Source organism: Acidaminococcus sp. (genome assembly GCF_050873445.1).
Lineage (GTDB): Bacteria > Bacillota > Negativicutes > Acidaminococcales > Acidaminococcaceae > Acidaminococcus.
In genome coordinates this window covers 1-16020 of sequence record NZ_JBNMIU010000019.1, presented here as the reverse complement: position 1 = coordinate 16020, position 16020 = coordinate 1, and the positions used below count along the sequence as shown (strand labels likewise).

Genomic DNA, 16020 nt, shown 5'->3' with positions numbered 1-16020 from the left:
GGCAAAAATCCAGTTGCAAAGGCAGGCGAAAGGCTGTCATATGCAGGGGAAAAAGGAAAGAAAACAAGAAAAATGAATTTATCTTTAAAAATAATTTTTATTGTTTTAACCAGCTGTCCGCTATCGCTCGGGAACCAGGAGCAGGAAGATGTGTAGTTGTTGGATGGAGCCCATTTATTTTCGGAAGACGTGGAGGGAAAGTGGCCCAAAGGGAGGAAAATATGATAAAATAATACAATTGCAGTGAATGAACAGAACCGGGGCCGATGACATTCAGACCCCGGTTTCAGATTTAAGATAAAGGATGGGTGGCATGGAGCAGCAAGGACAAACTCCCGCAAACAGCAAAACCAAAAAGTTCCTGAAAGGGACCATGATCCTGACTATTTCCAGTATTGTGGTCAAGGTGATCGGAGCCCTGAACTGGGTGATATTATCCCGGGTCATGGGGGGCGAAGGCATCGGTCTGTACCAGATGGGGTTCCCTATCTATCTGATGGCCATTACTGTGTCGTCTGCCGGTATCCCGGTGGCCATTTCCATCGTGACGGCGGAAAAGGTGGCCAAAAAGGATTACGGCGGCGCCCAGCATGTATTCAAGGTGTCACTTTGGATGATGCTGGCCACGGGGCTGCTGTTTACCGGCGCCCTCCTGGCTCTGGCCCATTTCCTGGTGGAGTCCGGCTTCATTCCGGATCCCCGGGCTTATTATTCCATCATCGCCCTGGCTCCTGCTGTATTCTTTGTGACGTTCCTGTCCAGCTTCCGGGGATACTTCCAGGGCTGGCAGATCATGACGCCTACGGCCTGTTCAGAAATTACGGAGCAGCTGATCCGGGTGGTGACCATGATCGCCTTTTCCTACCTGCTGCTGCCCTACGGGCTGACCTATGCGGCAGCCGGGGCCAGCATGGGCGCCGGGGCAGGAGCCTTCTGCGGCCTTCTGGTGTTGCTGGGCTTTTATCGGAAACTGAAGCATAGATTCTTCCCCCAGGGTGAAGAAACGGTGCCGCCCCAGGATCCGGAACCGGCCGGGAAGATCATCAGGCGGCTGATCATGCTGGCACTGCCTGTTTCCATGGCCAGCATGATGCTGCCCATCGTATCCAATCTGGATATGGTCATCGTGCCCCGCCGGCTCATGGCCGGAGGCTGGTCCATGTCGGAAGCGACCACCCTGTTTGGATACCTGACCGGGATGGCCGTACCTCTGGTGAACATGTCCACCATCTTGACGGCGGCGCTTTCCATTAGTCTGGTGCCCGCCATCAGTGAATCCCGGACCCTGGAAGATACAGAGGGCATCCGGGAGAAAGTGGCAGCGGCTTTTTCCGTGGCGGCCGTCATCACCATTCCCTGCAGCATCGGTCTCCATGTACTGGGGGGCCGGGTGGCTGCTCTGATCTATAACGCTCCCAAGGCCGGGCTCTCCATCGAGACCATGAGCTGGGCCATTTTCCTGCTGGGGCTGCACCAGGTAAGTACAGGTATCCTGCAGGGCCTGGGCAAGACCAAGATCCCGGTGTTCAACATGATCATCGCCGCGGCTTCCAAGGTGTTCCTGAACTGGAACCTGACGCCCACCATGGGTATCGTGGGATCCAGCTGGGCTACGGTGGCGGATATCGGCATTGCAGCCATTTTGAATCTGTTCTTCATCAAAAAGTATACAGGTTTCTCTCTGGAACTGAAGCAGCTGCTGAAGACGGCAGTGGCAGCCGTGGCTATGGGGGCCGCCGTGAAAGGCTTCCTGGCTCTTGTGCCTACATGGGGTGCCTGGAGCATCCTGGGGGGCATGGCCGTGGCCATTCCGGTGTACGCCCTGCTGCTGCTGGTACTTAAGACCATGCCGGAAGATGAACTGGCTCAGATCCCCTTTGCAGGACGGCGCATGGTGCTGCTGGGGCATAAATTAAAATTGTTGTAAAGAAAAGGTGCTGTGGAATCATCCTTCACAGCACCTTTATTTTTTGTCAGGAGCTGATGTCCTGTCCATCAGCTACTTTTTTCTCTTTTTTATGGATTGAAATGGGCGTTCAGGGCGTCCGCCAGTGCTTTTACGTGGGGACGGTCTTCGTCCTGGCGCCAGGTGAGGTAGACCTGGTGCAGCGGGGTGACTTCCTCCAGCGGAAAAACGGTGAAGCCTCTGCCGGCCATAGCGGCGGCTACGGAACGGGGGACAATCATCCAGTCCCCAGGGGCCTGGAAATACTTTTCTGCAGTGGGGGTGCTGTTCACCCGGATCTTGCTGTCCAGGATCCGCCAATGGGTATCGTGCCAGCTGCGGAAACCGTCGGTGAAGCTCTGGAAAATTTCCTGCCGATCATCCAGGTCATGGACGGAAAGACGGATTTTCCCGCGGAAAGAGCCGGGATCTTTCATGACTACCTGGAACGGTTCATCGTAGAGCAGCTGACTGACCAGACCGTGACCGGTATAGGGGGTCTGGACGATGCCCAGGTCCAGCAGTCCTTCCAACAGCAGCTCCCGGATCTCGTGGCTGTGGTGGTCTTCCAGGGTCAGACTGAACCGGGGATGGGAAGCCAGGAAGGACTCCAGGAAGTCAGACAGGAAGGCCTCCTGGACGCTGCGCATACACCCCAGCCGCAGGAAGAACCGGTCCTGTTCCTCTTTCAGCGTCAGACTTTCTTCATATAATTCCAGCATCCGGGTGGCCAGTACCAGAAATTTTTCTCCTCGGGTGGTCAGTTCTGCCTGTTGTCTCCCCTTGCTGCGGATCAGCAGCGGATAGCCCAGCTCCTCTTCCAATTGGGCCAGCCGTTTGCTCAGGGCGGACTGGGTCAGGTAAAAAGTCCGGGCGGTCTGGGTCATGTTCCGGGTACGGCAGAGGTCGCGGAACAAAAGCAGGGTAGATGTATCCATGGGAATCGCCTCTTTTTAAATATGCTTATATAGAATATTATAAAGCTAAAACAATCGTTTTACAACTGTTTTGACCTGCTTTATACTGAAGGCGTCAAAGGGAAGAGTCCTTTGAAAGAGCAAGAACTGAACGTGAAAGGAAAAGGTGAGCATCATGAAAAAGACCTTTATCGATAGCGTAGCAACTCTGGTAACAAAAGTGGACAAGGGCGAATTCCTGCGGACCCGCCTGGTGGCCAGAATGAATGTGTGGGACAACCTGCAGAAACAGGAAATGGAGAAACGGTGCTGTTGCCATAAGGACCAGAAATAAGGAGACGGCGACATGGAACTGCAAATTGCTGAACGGATGAAAGTGCTGGAACCCTCCGGGATCCGGAAGGTTAACGAAAAGGCCCTGGCCATGGAACGGCAGGGTGAGAAAATCCTCCATTTCGAACTGGGGCGGCCGGATTTCGATACGCCGGAGTACATCAAGAAAGCCTGTATTGCGGATATCCAAAAGGGAGATGTGTTTTACACCTCCAATTTCGGGACCATGGAACTGCGCAAGGCCATCGCCTGGAAGCTGAAGACCCAGAATCATATCGACTACCGGCCGGAGGAAATCCTGGTCACGGTGGGGCTGTCGGAAGCTGTTTAAGAAGCCATGGCGGCCATCCTGAATCCGGGGGATGAAATCCTGGTGCCCAACCCGGGCTGGCTGAATTACAAGAATATCCCCAGGACCCTGGGGGCGGTGCCCATCTTTTATACCTTAAAGGAAGAAAATGAGTACCAGCTGGATCTGGACGAGATCCGCAGCAAGATTACGGACAAGACCAGGGCACTGGTCCTGATCACGCCCAGCAACCCCACCGGGGGGACTCTGTGCAGAGCGGTGCTGGAGGAGCTGGCGGAAATCGCCTGCAAGCACGACCTGATGGTGCTGTCCGATGAAGTGTATGAACGGCTGCTGTACGATGATGCAGTCCACTACAGCATTGCTTCTCTGCCGGGTATGAAGAAATGCACCGTGACACTGAATGGATTCTCCAAGGCATATTCCATGACGGGCTGGCGCCTGGGCTATGCGGCGGCACCGGAAGAACTGATCCGGACCATGAACAAGCTCCATCAGCATGTGACCACTTGCGCCCCCTCTTTTGTGCAGAAGGCCGGGGTGACGGCCCTGCTAGAGGAAAATGACGAGGTCCGGGATATGGTGAAAGAATATGCCCGCCGCCGGGATTGTGCCGTGGAAATCATCAATGCCACGCCGGGCATCCATTGCCTGAAACCCAAAGGTGCCTTCTACATTTTCATCAACATCAAAGAGCTGGGCATGACTGGAGATGAATTCGCACCCTATCTGCTGGACAAGGCCAAGGTGGCCATGGTTCCCGGCAGCGTGTTCGGACCGGAAGGGAAATACTACATCCGGATGTCCTTTGCCAACAGCTGTGAAAACGTGCAGGAAGGCTGCCGACGGCTGGCTCAGGTTTGTGAAGAAATCATGCAGAAAAAAGGATAACAGAGGAGGAAAACGATATGCGTCTGGCAACCATCAAACTGAACGGCCGGGAAGTGGCCGGTATCGTGACTGAAAAAGGGATATTGCCTGTTGAACGGCTGAATGCTGCCAAAGGTCTGGCCTGGGCGGAAGATCTGCTGAGCATGATCCGGAAACAGCAGGTCCCGGGGCTGACGGCCTGGTATAACGCTGGCGGCCGGGAGGAATTGGAAACCATCCCGGGGCTGATTCCGCAGGGACAGGTGGTCTACGGGCCCCTGTACCGGAATCCGAAACGGATTTTCGGCATCGGCCTGAATTACCGGGACCATGCAGGAGACATCGGCAGCGCACCTCCTTCCGGGTTTCCCGGCAGCTTCTTCAAACAGGCCGATACCCTGATCGGGCCGGGTGATGCCATCAAACTGCCGAAACTGAAGGAAGCTGTGAAGACCACGGCCGAAGCCGAACTGGGCATCATCCTGGGGAAGGATTGCCGGGATGTGGAAGAAGATGACTGGCAATCTGCCATTGTGGGGTACACTACAATCCTGGATATGACGGAAGAATCCATCCTGAAGGGGAATGAATTCCTGGCCGGCAACCCCCGGTATCTGACCATCGTGAAGAATTTTCCCACTTTTTTCTCTTTCGGACCGGAACTGGTGACGCCGGATGAAGTACCCGATGTGACGAAACTGGAAATCCAGAGCGTCCACAATGGAGAGATCCATGCCAAGAATACGGTGGATCATATGATTCATCAGCCGCCCAAACTGATTTCCCTGCACAGCAGGATCCAGGGCTGGTTCGCCGGTGATGTGCTTTCAACCGGTACGCCCCGGGCCTTTCACATTGGGGACGGGGATCAGGCCGAATGCCGGATCAGCGGACCGGACGGTTTTACCATGCGTCCGCTGGTGAACCCTGTCGTCGATCTGAAGAAACACCCTGAAGCAGAATAAGGAAGGAGAAAGACATATGGATCTGAGATTAAAAGGAAAAGTCGCGCTGGTACTGTCCTCTGCCTCCGGTATCGGGAAGGGAATCGCTACGGAGTTTGCCCGGGAAGGTGCTACGGTAGCCATTGCTACGGCCAAAGCGTATGAAAAAGATCTGCTGCAGGCCCGGGAAGACATTGCCAGAGCTACGGGGAACCGTCCGCACATCTTCTTTTATGATGTCAAGGAACCTGCCAGCATTACGAAGATGGTTACGGAAGCAGGGAGCACCCTGGGGGGACTGTATGCCCTGGTGAACCACTGTCCGGGCCCCAAAGCGGGGAGTTTCGAGAATCTGACGGAAGAAGACTGGTCTGACGGTTACGAAAAATGCCTGCACAGCTATACGTTTGCCATCCGGGCAGCCCTCCCTTTCATGAAGGAAGCCGGGGAAGGCCGGATTCTGAACAGCACGTCCTCTTCCATCAAACAGGCTCTGGACAACCTGATCTTGTCCAACACTTTCCGCATGGGTGTGGTGGGCATGAGCAAGACCCTGGCCCGGGAACTGGGGAAATACGGTATCCTGGTGAACACCATGGGCCCCGGCCGGATTTATACCGCGCGGATTGCCTATCTGAATGGCATCCGGGCCCAGAAAGCCGGCATGACTGAAGAAGAGTACACCAGGAAGGATTGTGCCAGCTTCCCGCTGGGCCGGTATCAGAACGTGGAGGAATACGGCCGTACCGCTGTGTTCCTGTGTTCTCCGGCTAACAGCGGCGTCAGCGGCCAGCATCTGCTGTGCGACGGTGCCATGACTACTGCGTACTGAACCGGGAAATCCGGAACTTTATGTAAAATCTTTGACAATCGGGTTGAAGCGATCTTCCATCCGCGCTAAAATATTGACTTGGTAGTCAAGGATGTGCAAGACCAATCAAACAGTTGTACCGGACGTGCCACCTGGCACGTCCTTTTTGTAAGGAGTCAGGATGGATAAGAGACAAATGGGAGAGAAACTGAAAAGCCTGAAGGGACTGCTGCCCAGCGGCCATCTGGTGGGAGCCGGCCTGTCCTTCCAGTGGAAGGATGGGGACGGGCATATCCAGGAAGTCCATGCAGGTCCCAGGACCCTGATTGCGTTCTGCGGCGCTTTCCTGGCCAGCCTCATGGGGCTGGCCGTGTGCGCCGGCCTTCTGGTGAAAGCCTGGGACGAGCAGACGGAACTGGCCAATTACCGGGCGGATTATGCCGTTTATACGGAACGGCTGGCCAAGCTCATGGACGATAACGAGAAGCTCCAGAAGGAACTGGCCCAGGTGGTGCAGGTAGAAAATGCTGTGCGCCAGAAGCTGGCCAAGGACGGTGTGAAAATCGGCGGCAACGGCGTGGATAAAAAGTCCCAGGAACTGGATAAGGGCGGCCAGGGCGGATCCACTACCGCAGACCAGCTCCAGGTGCTGGAAGTGCAGGATGAGATCAACTGGAAGAAACTGGCCTATAAGAAAGAGAACCTGTCCAATATGCTGCTGGCTCTGTCGGATACCGGAGATGGTACGTATGGCTGGCCGGTGAGCGGGGGCGAAATCAGTTCTTTCTTCGGACTGCGGGCGGATCCCTTCGGGGGCAGCGGCAGTGATTACCATCCCGGCATCGATATCGCCGTGGATTACGGTACGCCCATTCGGGCAGCGGCTGCAGGCACTGTGCAGGATGCCCAGTGGAACGGGGGATACGGCCGGTTCGTAAGCATAGACCATGGCAACGGCATCACTACCTGTTACGGTCATATGAGCGCTATTGCAGTGCAGCCCGGGCAGACGGTACACCGGGGTGATATCGTCGGTTACGTGGGCAGCAGCGGTTACAGCACCGGACCTCACGTGCATTTCGAAGTGCGGCAGAACGGAAGTCCCGTGAATCCGCTGAATTTCGCCCGGCCGGTAGGTTGAAACAAAGGGGTGTGAAAAAGTACTTTTTCACACCCTCTTTTCGTGCAAAAAGACAAATCCCAGGAATTTTGTTATGATGGGACTTATAGTAAAAACGAGGAGGCAGTTTCTATGAAAATCAATTGCAATCTGCGGCAGATGGTACTTTTCAGCCTGCTGCTGGCAGGATTGGCCGGATTTTCCGGGGCGGAGGCGGCAGAGCCAGGACACTATGCCAGCCAGACGCTGGAAGTCATGCCGGTCAAAACAGAAGTGAAACAGATTTCCGGTGTGGTCTACGAGCAGGTCCCTTCCCGGGGGTATGCCAACGTACCCATGCAGCTGGATCTGCTCCAGCCTCAGAAAAAGACCAGGATGCCGGCTATCGTCTACGTGACCGGAGGCGGGTTCATCAATGCCAATAAGGACAACGGGGTACAGCTGAGGAACTACCTGGCGGAAAAAGGGTATGTGGTGGCCAGTATTACTTATCGGGTGGCGCCTACGGCCAAATTCCCGCAGCCCCTGGAAGATGTAAAGGCTTCCATCCGCTATCTGCGGGCCCATGCGGATCAATGGAATATCGACAAGAACCGGATCGGCATCATCGGCGGCAGCGCCGGGGGATATCTTTCTGCCTTTGCCGGTACTACCAGCGGGACGAAGACCTTTGACAAGGGGGAGAATCTCCAGGAATCCAGCCAGGTGAACTGCGCTGTAGATTTGTATGGCATTTCGGATCCTGCCCGGATTGGTATGGATTTCAGCCCTGAGGTGCAGAAACTCCACCAGTCCGCCGGGGCGACGGAAGCCCTGTGGGTGAATGGCAGTCCGGTGTTCGGAGGAAAGGACGGGGGCGTCAGCGCAGATCCCAAAGCGGCTGCTGCGGCCAATCCCATTACCTACATCGGGAAAAACAGCGCCCCCATGCTGCTGATGCACGGAACAGCGGACAAGGTGGTGTCCCCCAGCCAGACGGATCTGCTGTACCAGGCCCTGAAGGAAAAGGGTGTGCCGGCACAGCGGTATGAAATTCCGGGGGCGGCCCATGGGGGCGTGTACTGGGTACAGGACAAGGTGCTGCAGGTGATTGGGGATTTCTTTGATCAATATTTGAAATAAGCAAAAAGGGGCTGTGAAATAACACGTTTTCACAGCCCCTTTTTCATGGAATCATGCTTTGGCAGCCTCTCTGTTATTTTTTATGGCCTGGTACAGTTTTGGCGCCAGGCCCTGGAGCGGTGCTCCTTCCCGGCAGGCCAGGCCTACGGCACGATGGTTGTACCGGCTCTTCAAGTGGAAGAACCGGACGTGGTTGGTGCGGGGATCGTAATTTTTGGCAAGCACGTCGGGCAGGAAGCCCACTCCGTAGTTATGGTTTACCAGGGAATACACCGTGTCCAGGTTTTCAGAAGAATAGACCGACTGGGGCTGGAATCCGGACTGACGGCAGATTTTCAGGGCAGCTTTATGCATTTTCAGCCCTTCCCGGGGCAGCACGAAGGGAAAATGGCGATACAGCGCCAGGTCGATGCCTCCCTTGGTCAGGGCACAGGGCAGCAGGTCCATGGCTTCCCGGTTTTCTTCGCTGAAGGCAAACAGGATCTCTTCATCCCCCAGAGGCAGGAAGGTGATATCCTTGTGGGTGACAGGCGCCGGGAAAATGCCGAAATCCAGCTTTCCCTGGAGCATCTGGATTTCCAGGTTGTGGGATTCTCCGTCCACGATCCGGATCTGCCAGCCCGGCAGCTGCTGCCGGATGTCCTGCAGATAGGGGGTCAGGAACCATTTGCCGTAGAATTGGGAGACCCCGATGCTCAACTGTCTCGTTTCTTTCTGCTGCCAGTGGCGCATGGTCTGCTCCAGCTCCTGCATGGCCTTCAGGATGGATTCTCCCTGTTTTACGTAAAACATCCCTGCGGCTGACAGTTCCACCCGGCTTCGGCTGCGGTAGAACAGGGTCACGTTCAGATCCTTTTCCAGCCGCTTGATGTACTGGCTCAGGGCCGGCTGGCTGATGAACAGCTGCTGGGCCGCCTGGGAAAAACTGCCGGTGCGGGCAATGGTCAGTACGTATTCCAGATCCCGGGAATCCATAAGATATCCCTCCTTATAACTCTATATTATAAATAAATTATAATCTCGTATTATACAAAGCACAAGGGCTGTGTTATTCTATAGCCAGAAAAAGAGTGAATTGCGTGAAATATCACAGCAATTTTGAAAACGATTCTGGGAAGGAAGAGGAGTGTATGACGATGGCAAAAAATTTGACACAAAAATTATTTGCGGCTCATCTGGCAGAGCCGGCGGAACTGGTTCCTGGGGAAGAAATCAAGGTAACAGTGGATCAGACCCTGACCCACGACATTAATGCTGTAATGGCTTATCTGGCCTTTGAAGCCCTGGATCTGGATCGGGTGCGGACGAAGCTTTCCGTAAGCTACATCGACCACAATCTGCTGCAGATCGACAACAAGACTCCGGATGATCACATCTATCTGCAGTCCATCGCCCAGAAGTATGGGCTGATCCTGTCCAAGGCCGGCAACGGCATCTGCCATGCTCTCCAGTGCAGCCGCTTCGGCAAACCGGGTGCCCTGCTGCTGGGCGGTGACAGCCATACTCCCAGCTGCGGGGCTCTGGGCATGCTGGCCATCGGGGTGGGCGGTATGGATATCGCCGTAGCCCTGGCCGGGTTCCCCTATGTACTGAAGATGCCCAAAGTGGTGAAAGTCAACTTGAAAGGCCATCTGCGTCCGGGTACGGCCGCCAAGGACATCATCCTGGAAATGCTGCGTCGGAACACGGTGAAAGGCGGCGTGGGCAAAATCTATGAATATGTGGGTGAAGGCGTAAAGACCTTGTCCATCCCGGAACGGCTGACCATTGCCAATATGGGCGCTGAAATGGGGGCTACCACCTCCGTTTTCCCGGCAGATGAGCAGGTACGGGACTTCCTGAAGGCCCAGGGCCGGGCACAGGACTATACGGAATGGCTGCCCGATGCCGGCTGCTCCTACGATGAAGAAATCAACCTGGATCTGAGTGCTCTGGAACCCCTGGTGGCCTGCCCCCATATGCCTGACAACGTGATGAAAGTGGCCGATGTTCCCAAGGTACCGGTCCAGCAGGTATTCATCGGCAGCTGCACCAACGGTTCCTACAGTGACTTCAAGAAGGTGGCCCTGGTACTGAAGAATCATAAGATCAATCCGGATGTAAGCCTGGTGCTGGGCATCAGTTCCCGGCAAATCTACCTGCAGCTGCTCCAGGACGGAGTGGTGGCCGAATTGCTGAACGCCGGAGCCCGGATCACAGAATTTGCCTGCGGTCCCTGCTGCGGCATCGGTATTGCTCCTTCCAGCAAGGGGATCTCTGTCCGGACCAGTAACCGGAATTTCAAGGGACGGAGTTCTACCGCGGATGCCAGCCTGTATCTGGTGAGTCCGGAAGTGGCTGCGGCTACGGCCATCAAGGGACGGCTGGCTCTGCCTCAGGAAGTGATGGAAGACGTGAGCGTGCTGGGGACGGTGGAAGAACCGGAGGCCTATCCCATCAATGACAACCTGTTCCTGCTGCCGCCGGAAAACGGCCGGGATATCCAGATCGTCCGGGGTCCCAATATCAAACCTCTGCCGGTGGCCGATCCTCCGGAAGAAACCCTGGAAGCCAAAGTCAGCCTGAAGGCCCGGGACAATGTGTCCACCGATGACATCACTCCGGCCAGTGCCCAGTTCTCTTCCATGCGGAGCAATATGCCGGCTATGGCCCAGTATGCCTTTTGCCGGTATGATCCGGACTTTGCCAAACGGGCACAGAAGGATGGAAAGAGTTTCATTGTGGGCGGTGAGAACTATGGTCAGGGTTCTTCTCGGGAACATGCTGCCATCACCCCCATGTACCTGGGCGTGAAAATGGTTATTGCCAAGAGCTTCGCCCGCATCCATAAAGGGAATCTGATCAACCATGGGGTGATCCCGGCGGTATTCATGGATAAGGCGGCATATGACGGCATCGATCTGGATGATACCCTGCACATTGACAACCTGCGGGAACAGATGAAGCAGAAGACTGTTAAAATTCAGGATCTCAGCAAGGGGACCTGGTTCACGGTGAAACTGGAACTGACGGATCAGGAAGTGGAAATCCTGCTGGCCGGCGGTAAGCTCCGGTTCTACAAGGCCAAACTGGCAGAGGAGAAAGCATGATGTACGCATATGTAGGATGCCGGACCACGGCCAGAAGGTATGCCCATGGTAAAGGGATTTCCCGCTACCACATCGATGAAAAGGGAAACTGGAAGCTGGAAGGCATTACAGAGACCCTGGACAATCCGGCCTGGCTGGTGCTGGATCAGACGAAAAATTATTTGTATACCGTCCATGGAGATGCTCATGAAGCCAGTGCCTTCCGTATTAAAGAAAACGGGGATCTGGAGTTCCTGGATACGGTGGATGCCGGGGGGAAGAATCCGGTGTACGGCGTGGTGACTCCCAATAACAAGTTCCTGCTGTTGGCCAGTCTCCAGGGCGGTGCAGTGGCCAGCCTGCCCATCCGGGCCGATGGCAGCCTGGGGGAAGCGGTCAGCGTGGAGCATTTCGAAGGGCCCAAGGCTGGTGGCATTTCCCATGCCCATGCCTGCGTGCTGGATCGGACGGGGAAATGGCTGCTGGTCCCTACCCAGGCTCGTGGCAGCGGCTATGACCGGCTGTGGGTGCTGGCCCTGGATGAGAATACGGGAAAGCTGACCCGCACTTCCTATGCGGAAGCCCGGCAATACGATGAACCCCGACATTTGGTATTCAGCACGGACAATCGTCATGTATACCTGGTGAACGAAAAAGCCAGCACCCTGCGGGTGTTCGATTTCGATGCGGCGGGGAAACTGACTCCCAAACAGGTGGTGCCCACCCTGCAGGATACGTATGTGGGACCCAATATGGCCAGTGCCATCGTCCTGAGCCGGGACGGGAAGCAGGTCTATGTATCCAACCGGATCAAAGAGGGAATCCCGCCGGAAGGGGAAGGATATGCCGGATCTTTCCGGGGCCAGGAGACAGTGGTGTGCTATACCATTGCCCCGAAAACGGGACTGCTGGAGAAACCCTGTTGGACGAGCTGTGAAGGATATACGCCCCGGTTCATGACCCTGACGCCGGAAGGAGAGCTGCTGGTGGCCAATATGGACAGCGATACCCTGCAGTTCTTTGAACCGGAGAGCCGGGACGGACAGCTCCGTTTTACCGGAAAGACCGTGAAGACGGAAAGCCCCTGTACCATCGTATTTCGCTGAGGAGGACGGATCATGAATCTAGGCATTGTTTCTCTGCTGCTTTTGGCGGTGTCCATCGCCATCGGTTTTTTCCGCAAGACCAATGTGGGGCTGGTGTGTCTGTTCTTTGCCTTTGTGCTGGGAAAAGCGGCCGGAGTGCCCACAGCAGAAATCCTGAAGGGCTTCAAACCCAACCTGTTCATCAATTTGATGGGTGTTACCCTGCTGTTCAGCATCCTGAACAAGAATGGCACCATTGAACTGCTGGCCCGGAAAATCGTGAACCTGGCCGGAAGCAATAAATATCTGATCCCCATTGCCGTATTTGTTATGGGAGCTTTGCTTATCGGGATCGGGCCAGGGTCCATTCCGCTGCTGGCTATCATGCCGGCTGTTGCGATCCCCCTGGCCAAAGCCAGAGGCTATAATCCTCTGATGCTGGCCATCATCGGGTGCAGCGGCTGTTTCGGGGGCCGCATGAGCCCCATCACTCCGGAAGGACTGCTTTCCTATGATTTGCTGCAGCAGAGCGGGCTGGATGCAGCGGCTGCTGTGCAGCCCATTTATACGGCCCAGCTGGTCAGCGGTATCCTGATTGCTCTGGTGGCTTTTGTATACTACAAGGGCTATCGGATCCAGATGCCGGAGACAGACACGGAAGAAAAACTGGACGGATTCACTGGACGGCAGCTGCTGTCCCTGCTGGGACTCCTGGTCATGGCGGTGCTGGTCATCGTTTTCAAACAGAATGTGGGGCTTACCAGTTTTTCTGTCAGTGCGGTGCTGCTCATGTGCCATGCGGCTCCGGAAAGAGACAGCCTGAAAGCCATTCCCTGGGGCGTGCTGCTGGTGGTCTCCGGGGTCAGTACCCTGATGAATCTGGCCATCAAGACCGGGGGTATCAAACTGCTGACTGCGGCCCTGGCCACATTCATGAACAGCTATACCGCACCGGCAGTCATGGCCTGCACTGCGGGGGTCATGAGCCTGTTCTCTTCCGGATTGGGCGTGGTGTTTCCCACACTGCTGCCTACGGTGGCTTCCCTGGGACAGTCCGTGGGGGTCAGCCCCGTTGAACTGGCTTCCATGGTGGTCATCGGCGGGACCATTACCGGAATCAGCCCCATTTCTACTACCGGCGGCCTGATTATGGCCACTCTGATGGCGGACGAAAACGGAACAGCGAAGAAAGACGAAGAAATGAAACTGTTCATGGAACTGACCGTCTGGGCCCTGGGCATCCTGGTGGTACTGACCCTGCTGGCCGGGATGGGATTCTATCATCTCATATTTTAGCCACTGACTATGAAAAAAGGGACTGTGAAATGAAAATCCCCCACAGCTCCTGCATCTTTGACAGCGTCAGTTGGTCTCCATCAGCTAGTGACGGGGTGTGAAAAACATGTTCACACCCCGTTTTTGTGGGTCTCTATTATGTGACATAAATGTGAATATGTGATATAATATGTTTTTATATAAGTAACAGAAAAATCACACTAAGGAGATCTGCTCATGCGGCATTTTTGGAAAACCTGTTTCTCTCAATTGCTCCAACGGGAAAACCTGCTGACTTTTTTCGGCTTCCTGTTGTTTTTACTGGTCCTGCGGATCCTGGCTACCAATACGCCGGAATGGGGTTATCACAAAAAGGTCATGATCATAGCTGCATTGCTGTTCACTGCTTCCTATCATTATTTATGGCAGCGCAGCCGATCCTGGCTAATCGGTTCAGCTGGTTACGGAGCTCTGTTCCTGCTCTCTGTTCTGGTACAGCGACTGGCGGGAGAACGGCTGCTGGGCAGGGAAGTGGCGGATGCCTGGGTGACGGGCATGGCCTTTTACTTTGGCGGTACGTTCCTTCACTGCCTGCCTTGTACAGGGACGCTGCACAGGGGTAAAGCGTTCCTGCACTTCCTGGGGCGGTTCCTGCTGCTCCTTGGCCTTTTGCTGCCCCTGTTTCTGCTGGGCTACTGCGGTGTCAGCGGTGGTCATCTGCTTTCGGCAGATATCGTGCTGACTCTGTTCCAGACCAACCTGAACGAGTCCGTTTCTTATTTAAAGAACCAGAACCTGGTAGTATGGGGAGTGGCTGCAGTGATTCTGGCGGGCGTCCTGGTCTTCCTGCTGCGCCAGGCAGAGCGGCTGCCGGAAATGCATCTGCCCGCCAAGAGATGGCAATGTATGCTGCTGGCAGTACTGTTCCTGTCTGGATGTTCCCGGATGCTTTCCCAAAGCGTGTATCCGGCCTTTCGCATCAGCAGGGAAACCCGGGAGGTCCTCCAGGATTACAGACGGTATGGCAGGGCCAAACAGCTCCGTGAGCAGCGGCTGGCAGAGCTGCCGCCTTTGAAAGTGATGCGGGGGGGGTATACGTGCTGGTCATCGGAGAATCTGAGAGCCGGGACCATATGCAGGTATATGGTTATGACCGTCCTACTACGCCCTGGCTGCAGAGCATGAAGGGGAAACCGGAACTGCTGCTGTTCAGCAATGCCTATTCCAATCACACCCATACGGTACCTGTGCTGACTTATGCCCTGAGCCAGAAGAACCAGTACAACAATGTGTCCCTGGCCGATGCCTATTCCCTGGTAGAGGCAGCCCGGGCTGCAGGTTTCCATACTTACTGGATCAGCAACCAGCGGAAATTGGGCGGGTATGATACTCCCATTGCGGAAATCGCTTCTACAGCGGAATATCAGGTATGGAAGAACAACCGATCGGGTACGGCGGATCTGCAGGCTCCGTTCTATGATGAGGTGCTGGTGGATGCTTTGCCGGATATCCAGCCGGAAGAGAATGCTCTGATTGTAATCCACGTAATGGGCTGCCACGGGGATTACCGGGACCGGTATCCCAGGGAATTCGATCAGTTTACTGGTCGGCGCCGATCGGTGAATACTTATGATAATGCGGTGCTCTACAGCGACTGGGTATTGGAACATCTGTATGAACGGGTGAGCCATATGCCCGGATTTCAGGCCATGGTGTTCTTCTCGGACCATGGAGATGACCCTGATCGGAATGTGGGTCACGAAGCCAGCAAGTTTACGTGGACCATGGTGCACATCCCCCTGGGGATATTGGTGAGCCGGGACTTCCGGGAACATCGGGCAGACATGTATCGGACACTGCGGCAGCACGAGGACCGGTTCTGGACCAATGACCTGCTATACAACCTGATGCTGGACGTGATGACCATTCAGGGCATGCCCGGAGAAGAACCGGGCCTGGACCTGGCCTCAGCCCAGTATAAAGGGGAACGGGAAACCCTCCGGACGCTGCACGGAAAAGAGAAATTGAGCGAGGAATGAAAAAAGGGACTGTGAAAACACCAATGCGTTTTCACAGTCCCTTTTTGTCGGGTTTGAAAACCCCACGCTATGCGTGGGGTTCTGGAAAGCTTTTAGCTATACCAAAAAATCCTCCTTTGGTAAAATGAAGATGGCTACCAACCACTTCATTTTGAAAGGAGGATATCCTGAATGGATATTT

General features: G+C 55.1%; 13 protein-coding genes and 1 pseudogene. 12 read left to right on the top strand and 2 right to left on the bottom strand.

Going from position 1 to position 16020, the window contains the following annotated elements; translation table 11 throughout:
• Nucleotides 1–313: 313 nt before the first annotated feature.
• Complete coding sequence (locus ACR0QW_RS04850) at nucleotides 314–1927, top strand: putative polysaccharide biosynthesis protein (RefSeq protein ID WP_432642585.1); 1614 nt, start codon at nucleotides 314–316, stop codon at nucleotides 1925–1927.
• Nucleotides 1928–2016: 89 nt separating this feature from the next.
• On the opposite strand, the gene ACR0QW_RS04845 is transcribed toward ACR0QW_RS04850, so the two are convergent.
• Nucleotides 2017–2883: a LysR family transcriptional regulator gene (locus ACR0QW_RS04845; protein WP_432642584.1), complete on the bottom strand. Its 867-nt coding sequence runs from the start codon at nucleotides 2881–2883 to the stop codon at nucleotides 2017–2019.
• Between the two features lie 154 nt (nucleotides 2884–3037).
• Here ACR0QW_RS04845 and ACR0QW_RS04840 point away from each other — a divergent pair, with 154 nt between their 5' ends.
• From ACR0QW_RS04840 to ACR0QW_RS04815, 6 genes and pseudogenes are all read left to right on the top strand, one after another.
• On the top strand, nucleotides 3038–3196 hold the full coding sequence (locus ACR0QW_RS04840) for a hypothetical protein (protein WP_432642583.1): 159 nt from the start codon (nucleotides 3038–3040) through the stop codon (nucleotides 3194–3196).
• 12 nt (nucleotides 3197–3208) lie between these two features.
• A pseudogene (locus ACR0QW_RS04835) lies at nucleotides 3209–4396 on the top strand (pyridoxal phosphate-dependent aminotransferase).
• A gap of 17 nt (nucleotides 4397–4413) precedes the next feature.
• A complete protein-coding gene (locus ACR0QW_RS04830; protein ID WP_432642582.1) occupies nucleotides 4414–5340 on the top strand; it encodes a fumarylacetoacetate hydrolase family protein in 927 nt (308 codons plus the stop codon).
• Nucleotides 5341–5356: 16 nt separating this feature from the next.
• On the top strand, nucleotides 5357–6151 hold the full coding sequence (locus ACR0QW_RS04825) for an SDR family oxidoreductase (protein ID WP_432642581.1): 795 nt from the start codon (nucleotides 5357–5359) through the stop codon (nucleotides 6149–6151).
• A 160-nt stretch (nucleotides 6152–6311) separates the two neighbouring features.
• Nucleotides 6312–7271: a M23 family metallopeptidase gene (locus ACR0QW_RS04820; RefSeq protein WP_432642580.1), complete on the top strand. Its 960-nt coding sequence runs from the start codon at nucleotides 6312–6314 to the stop codon at nucleotides 7269–7271.
• A 111-nt stretch (nucleotides 7272–7382) separates the two neighbouring features.
• Complete coding sequence (locus tag ACR0QW_RS04815; RefSeq protein WP_432642579.1) at nucleotides 7383–8372, top strand: alpha/beta hydrolase fold domain-containing protein; 990 nt, start codon at nucleotides 7383–7385, stop codon at nucleotides 8370–8372.
• Nucleotides 8373–8423: 51 nt separating this feature from the next.
• Here the strand turns inward: ACR0QW_RS04815 and ACR0QW_RS04810 are convergent, their stop codons facing one another.
• Entirely contained in the window at nucleotides 8424–9347 is a 924-nt protein-coding gene (locus tag ACR0QW_RS04810; protein ID WP_432642578.1) for a LysR family transcriptional regulator, read from the bottom strand.
• Nucleotides 9348–9508: 161 nt separating this feature from the next.
• On the opposite strand from ACR0QW_RS04810, the gene ACR0QW_RS04805 reads away from it, so the two are divergent.
• The 5 genes from ACR0QW_RS04805 (at nucleotide 9509) to ACR0QW_RS04785 (ending at nucleotide 15839) form a co-directional block, all read left to right on the top strand.
• Complete coding sequence (locus ACR0QW_RS04805; protein WP_432642597.1) at nucleotides 9509–11461, top strand: aconitate hydratase; 1953 nt, start codon at nucleotides 9509–9511, stop codon at nucleotides 11459–11461.
• Nucleotides 11458–12546 carry a lactonase family protein gene (locus ACR0QW_RS04800; RefSeq protein ID WP_432642577.1) on the top strand — a complete coding sequence of 363 codons (1089 nt, stop codon included), beginning with the start codon at nucleotides 11458–11460 and terminating at the stop codon, nucleotides 12544–12546. The genes ACR0QW_RS04805 and ACR0QW_RS04800 overlap by 4 nt, the downstream gene beginning before the upstream one ends.
• A gap of 12 nt (nucleotides 12547–12558) precedes the next feature.
• Nucleotides 12559–13821, top strand: a complete 1263-nt coding sequence (locus ACR0QW_RS04795) for an SLC13 family permease (RefSeq protein WP_432642576.1) — start codon at nucleotides 12559–12561, stop codon at nucleotides 13819–13821.
• Nucleotides 13822–14037: 216 nt separating this feature from the next.
• Nucleotides 14038–14985: a phosphoethanolamine transferase domain-containing protein gene (locus tag ACR0QW_RS04790; RefSeq protein ID WP_432642575.1), complete on the top strand. Its 948-nt coding sequence runs from the start codon at nucleotides 14038–14040 to the stop codon at nucleotides 14983–14985.
• Complete coding sequence (locus ACR0QW_RS04785; protein ID WP_432642574.1) at nucleotides 14898–15839, top strand: phosphoethanolamine transferase; 942 nt, start codon at nucleotides 14898–14900, stop codon at nucleotides 15837–15839. Before ACR0QW_RS04790 ends, ACR0QW_RS04785 begins: the two co-directional genes overlap by 88 nt.
• Nucleotides 15840–16020: the final 181 nt, after the last annotated feature.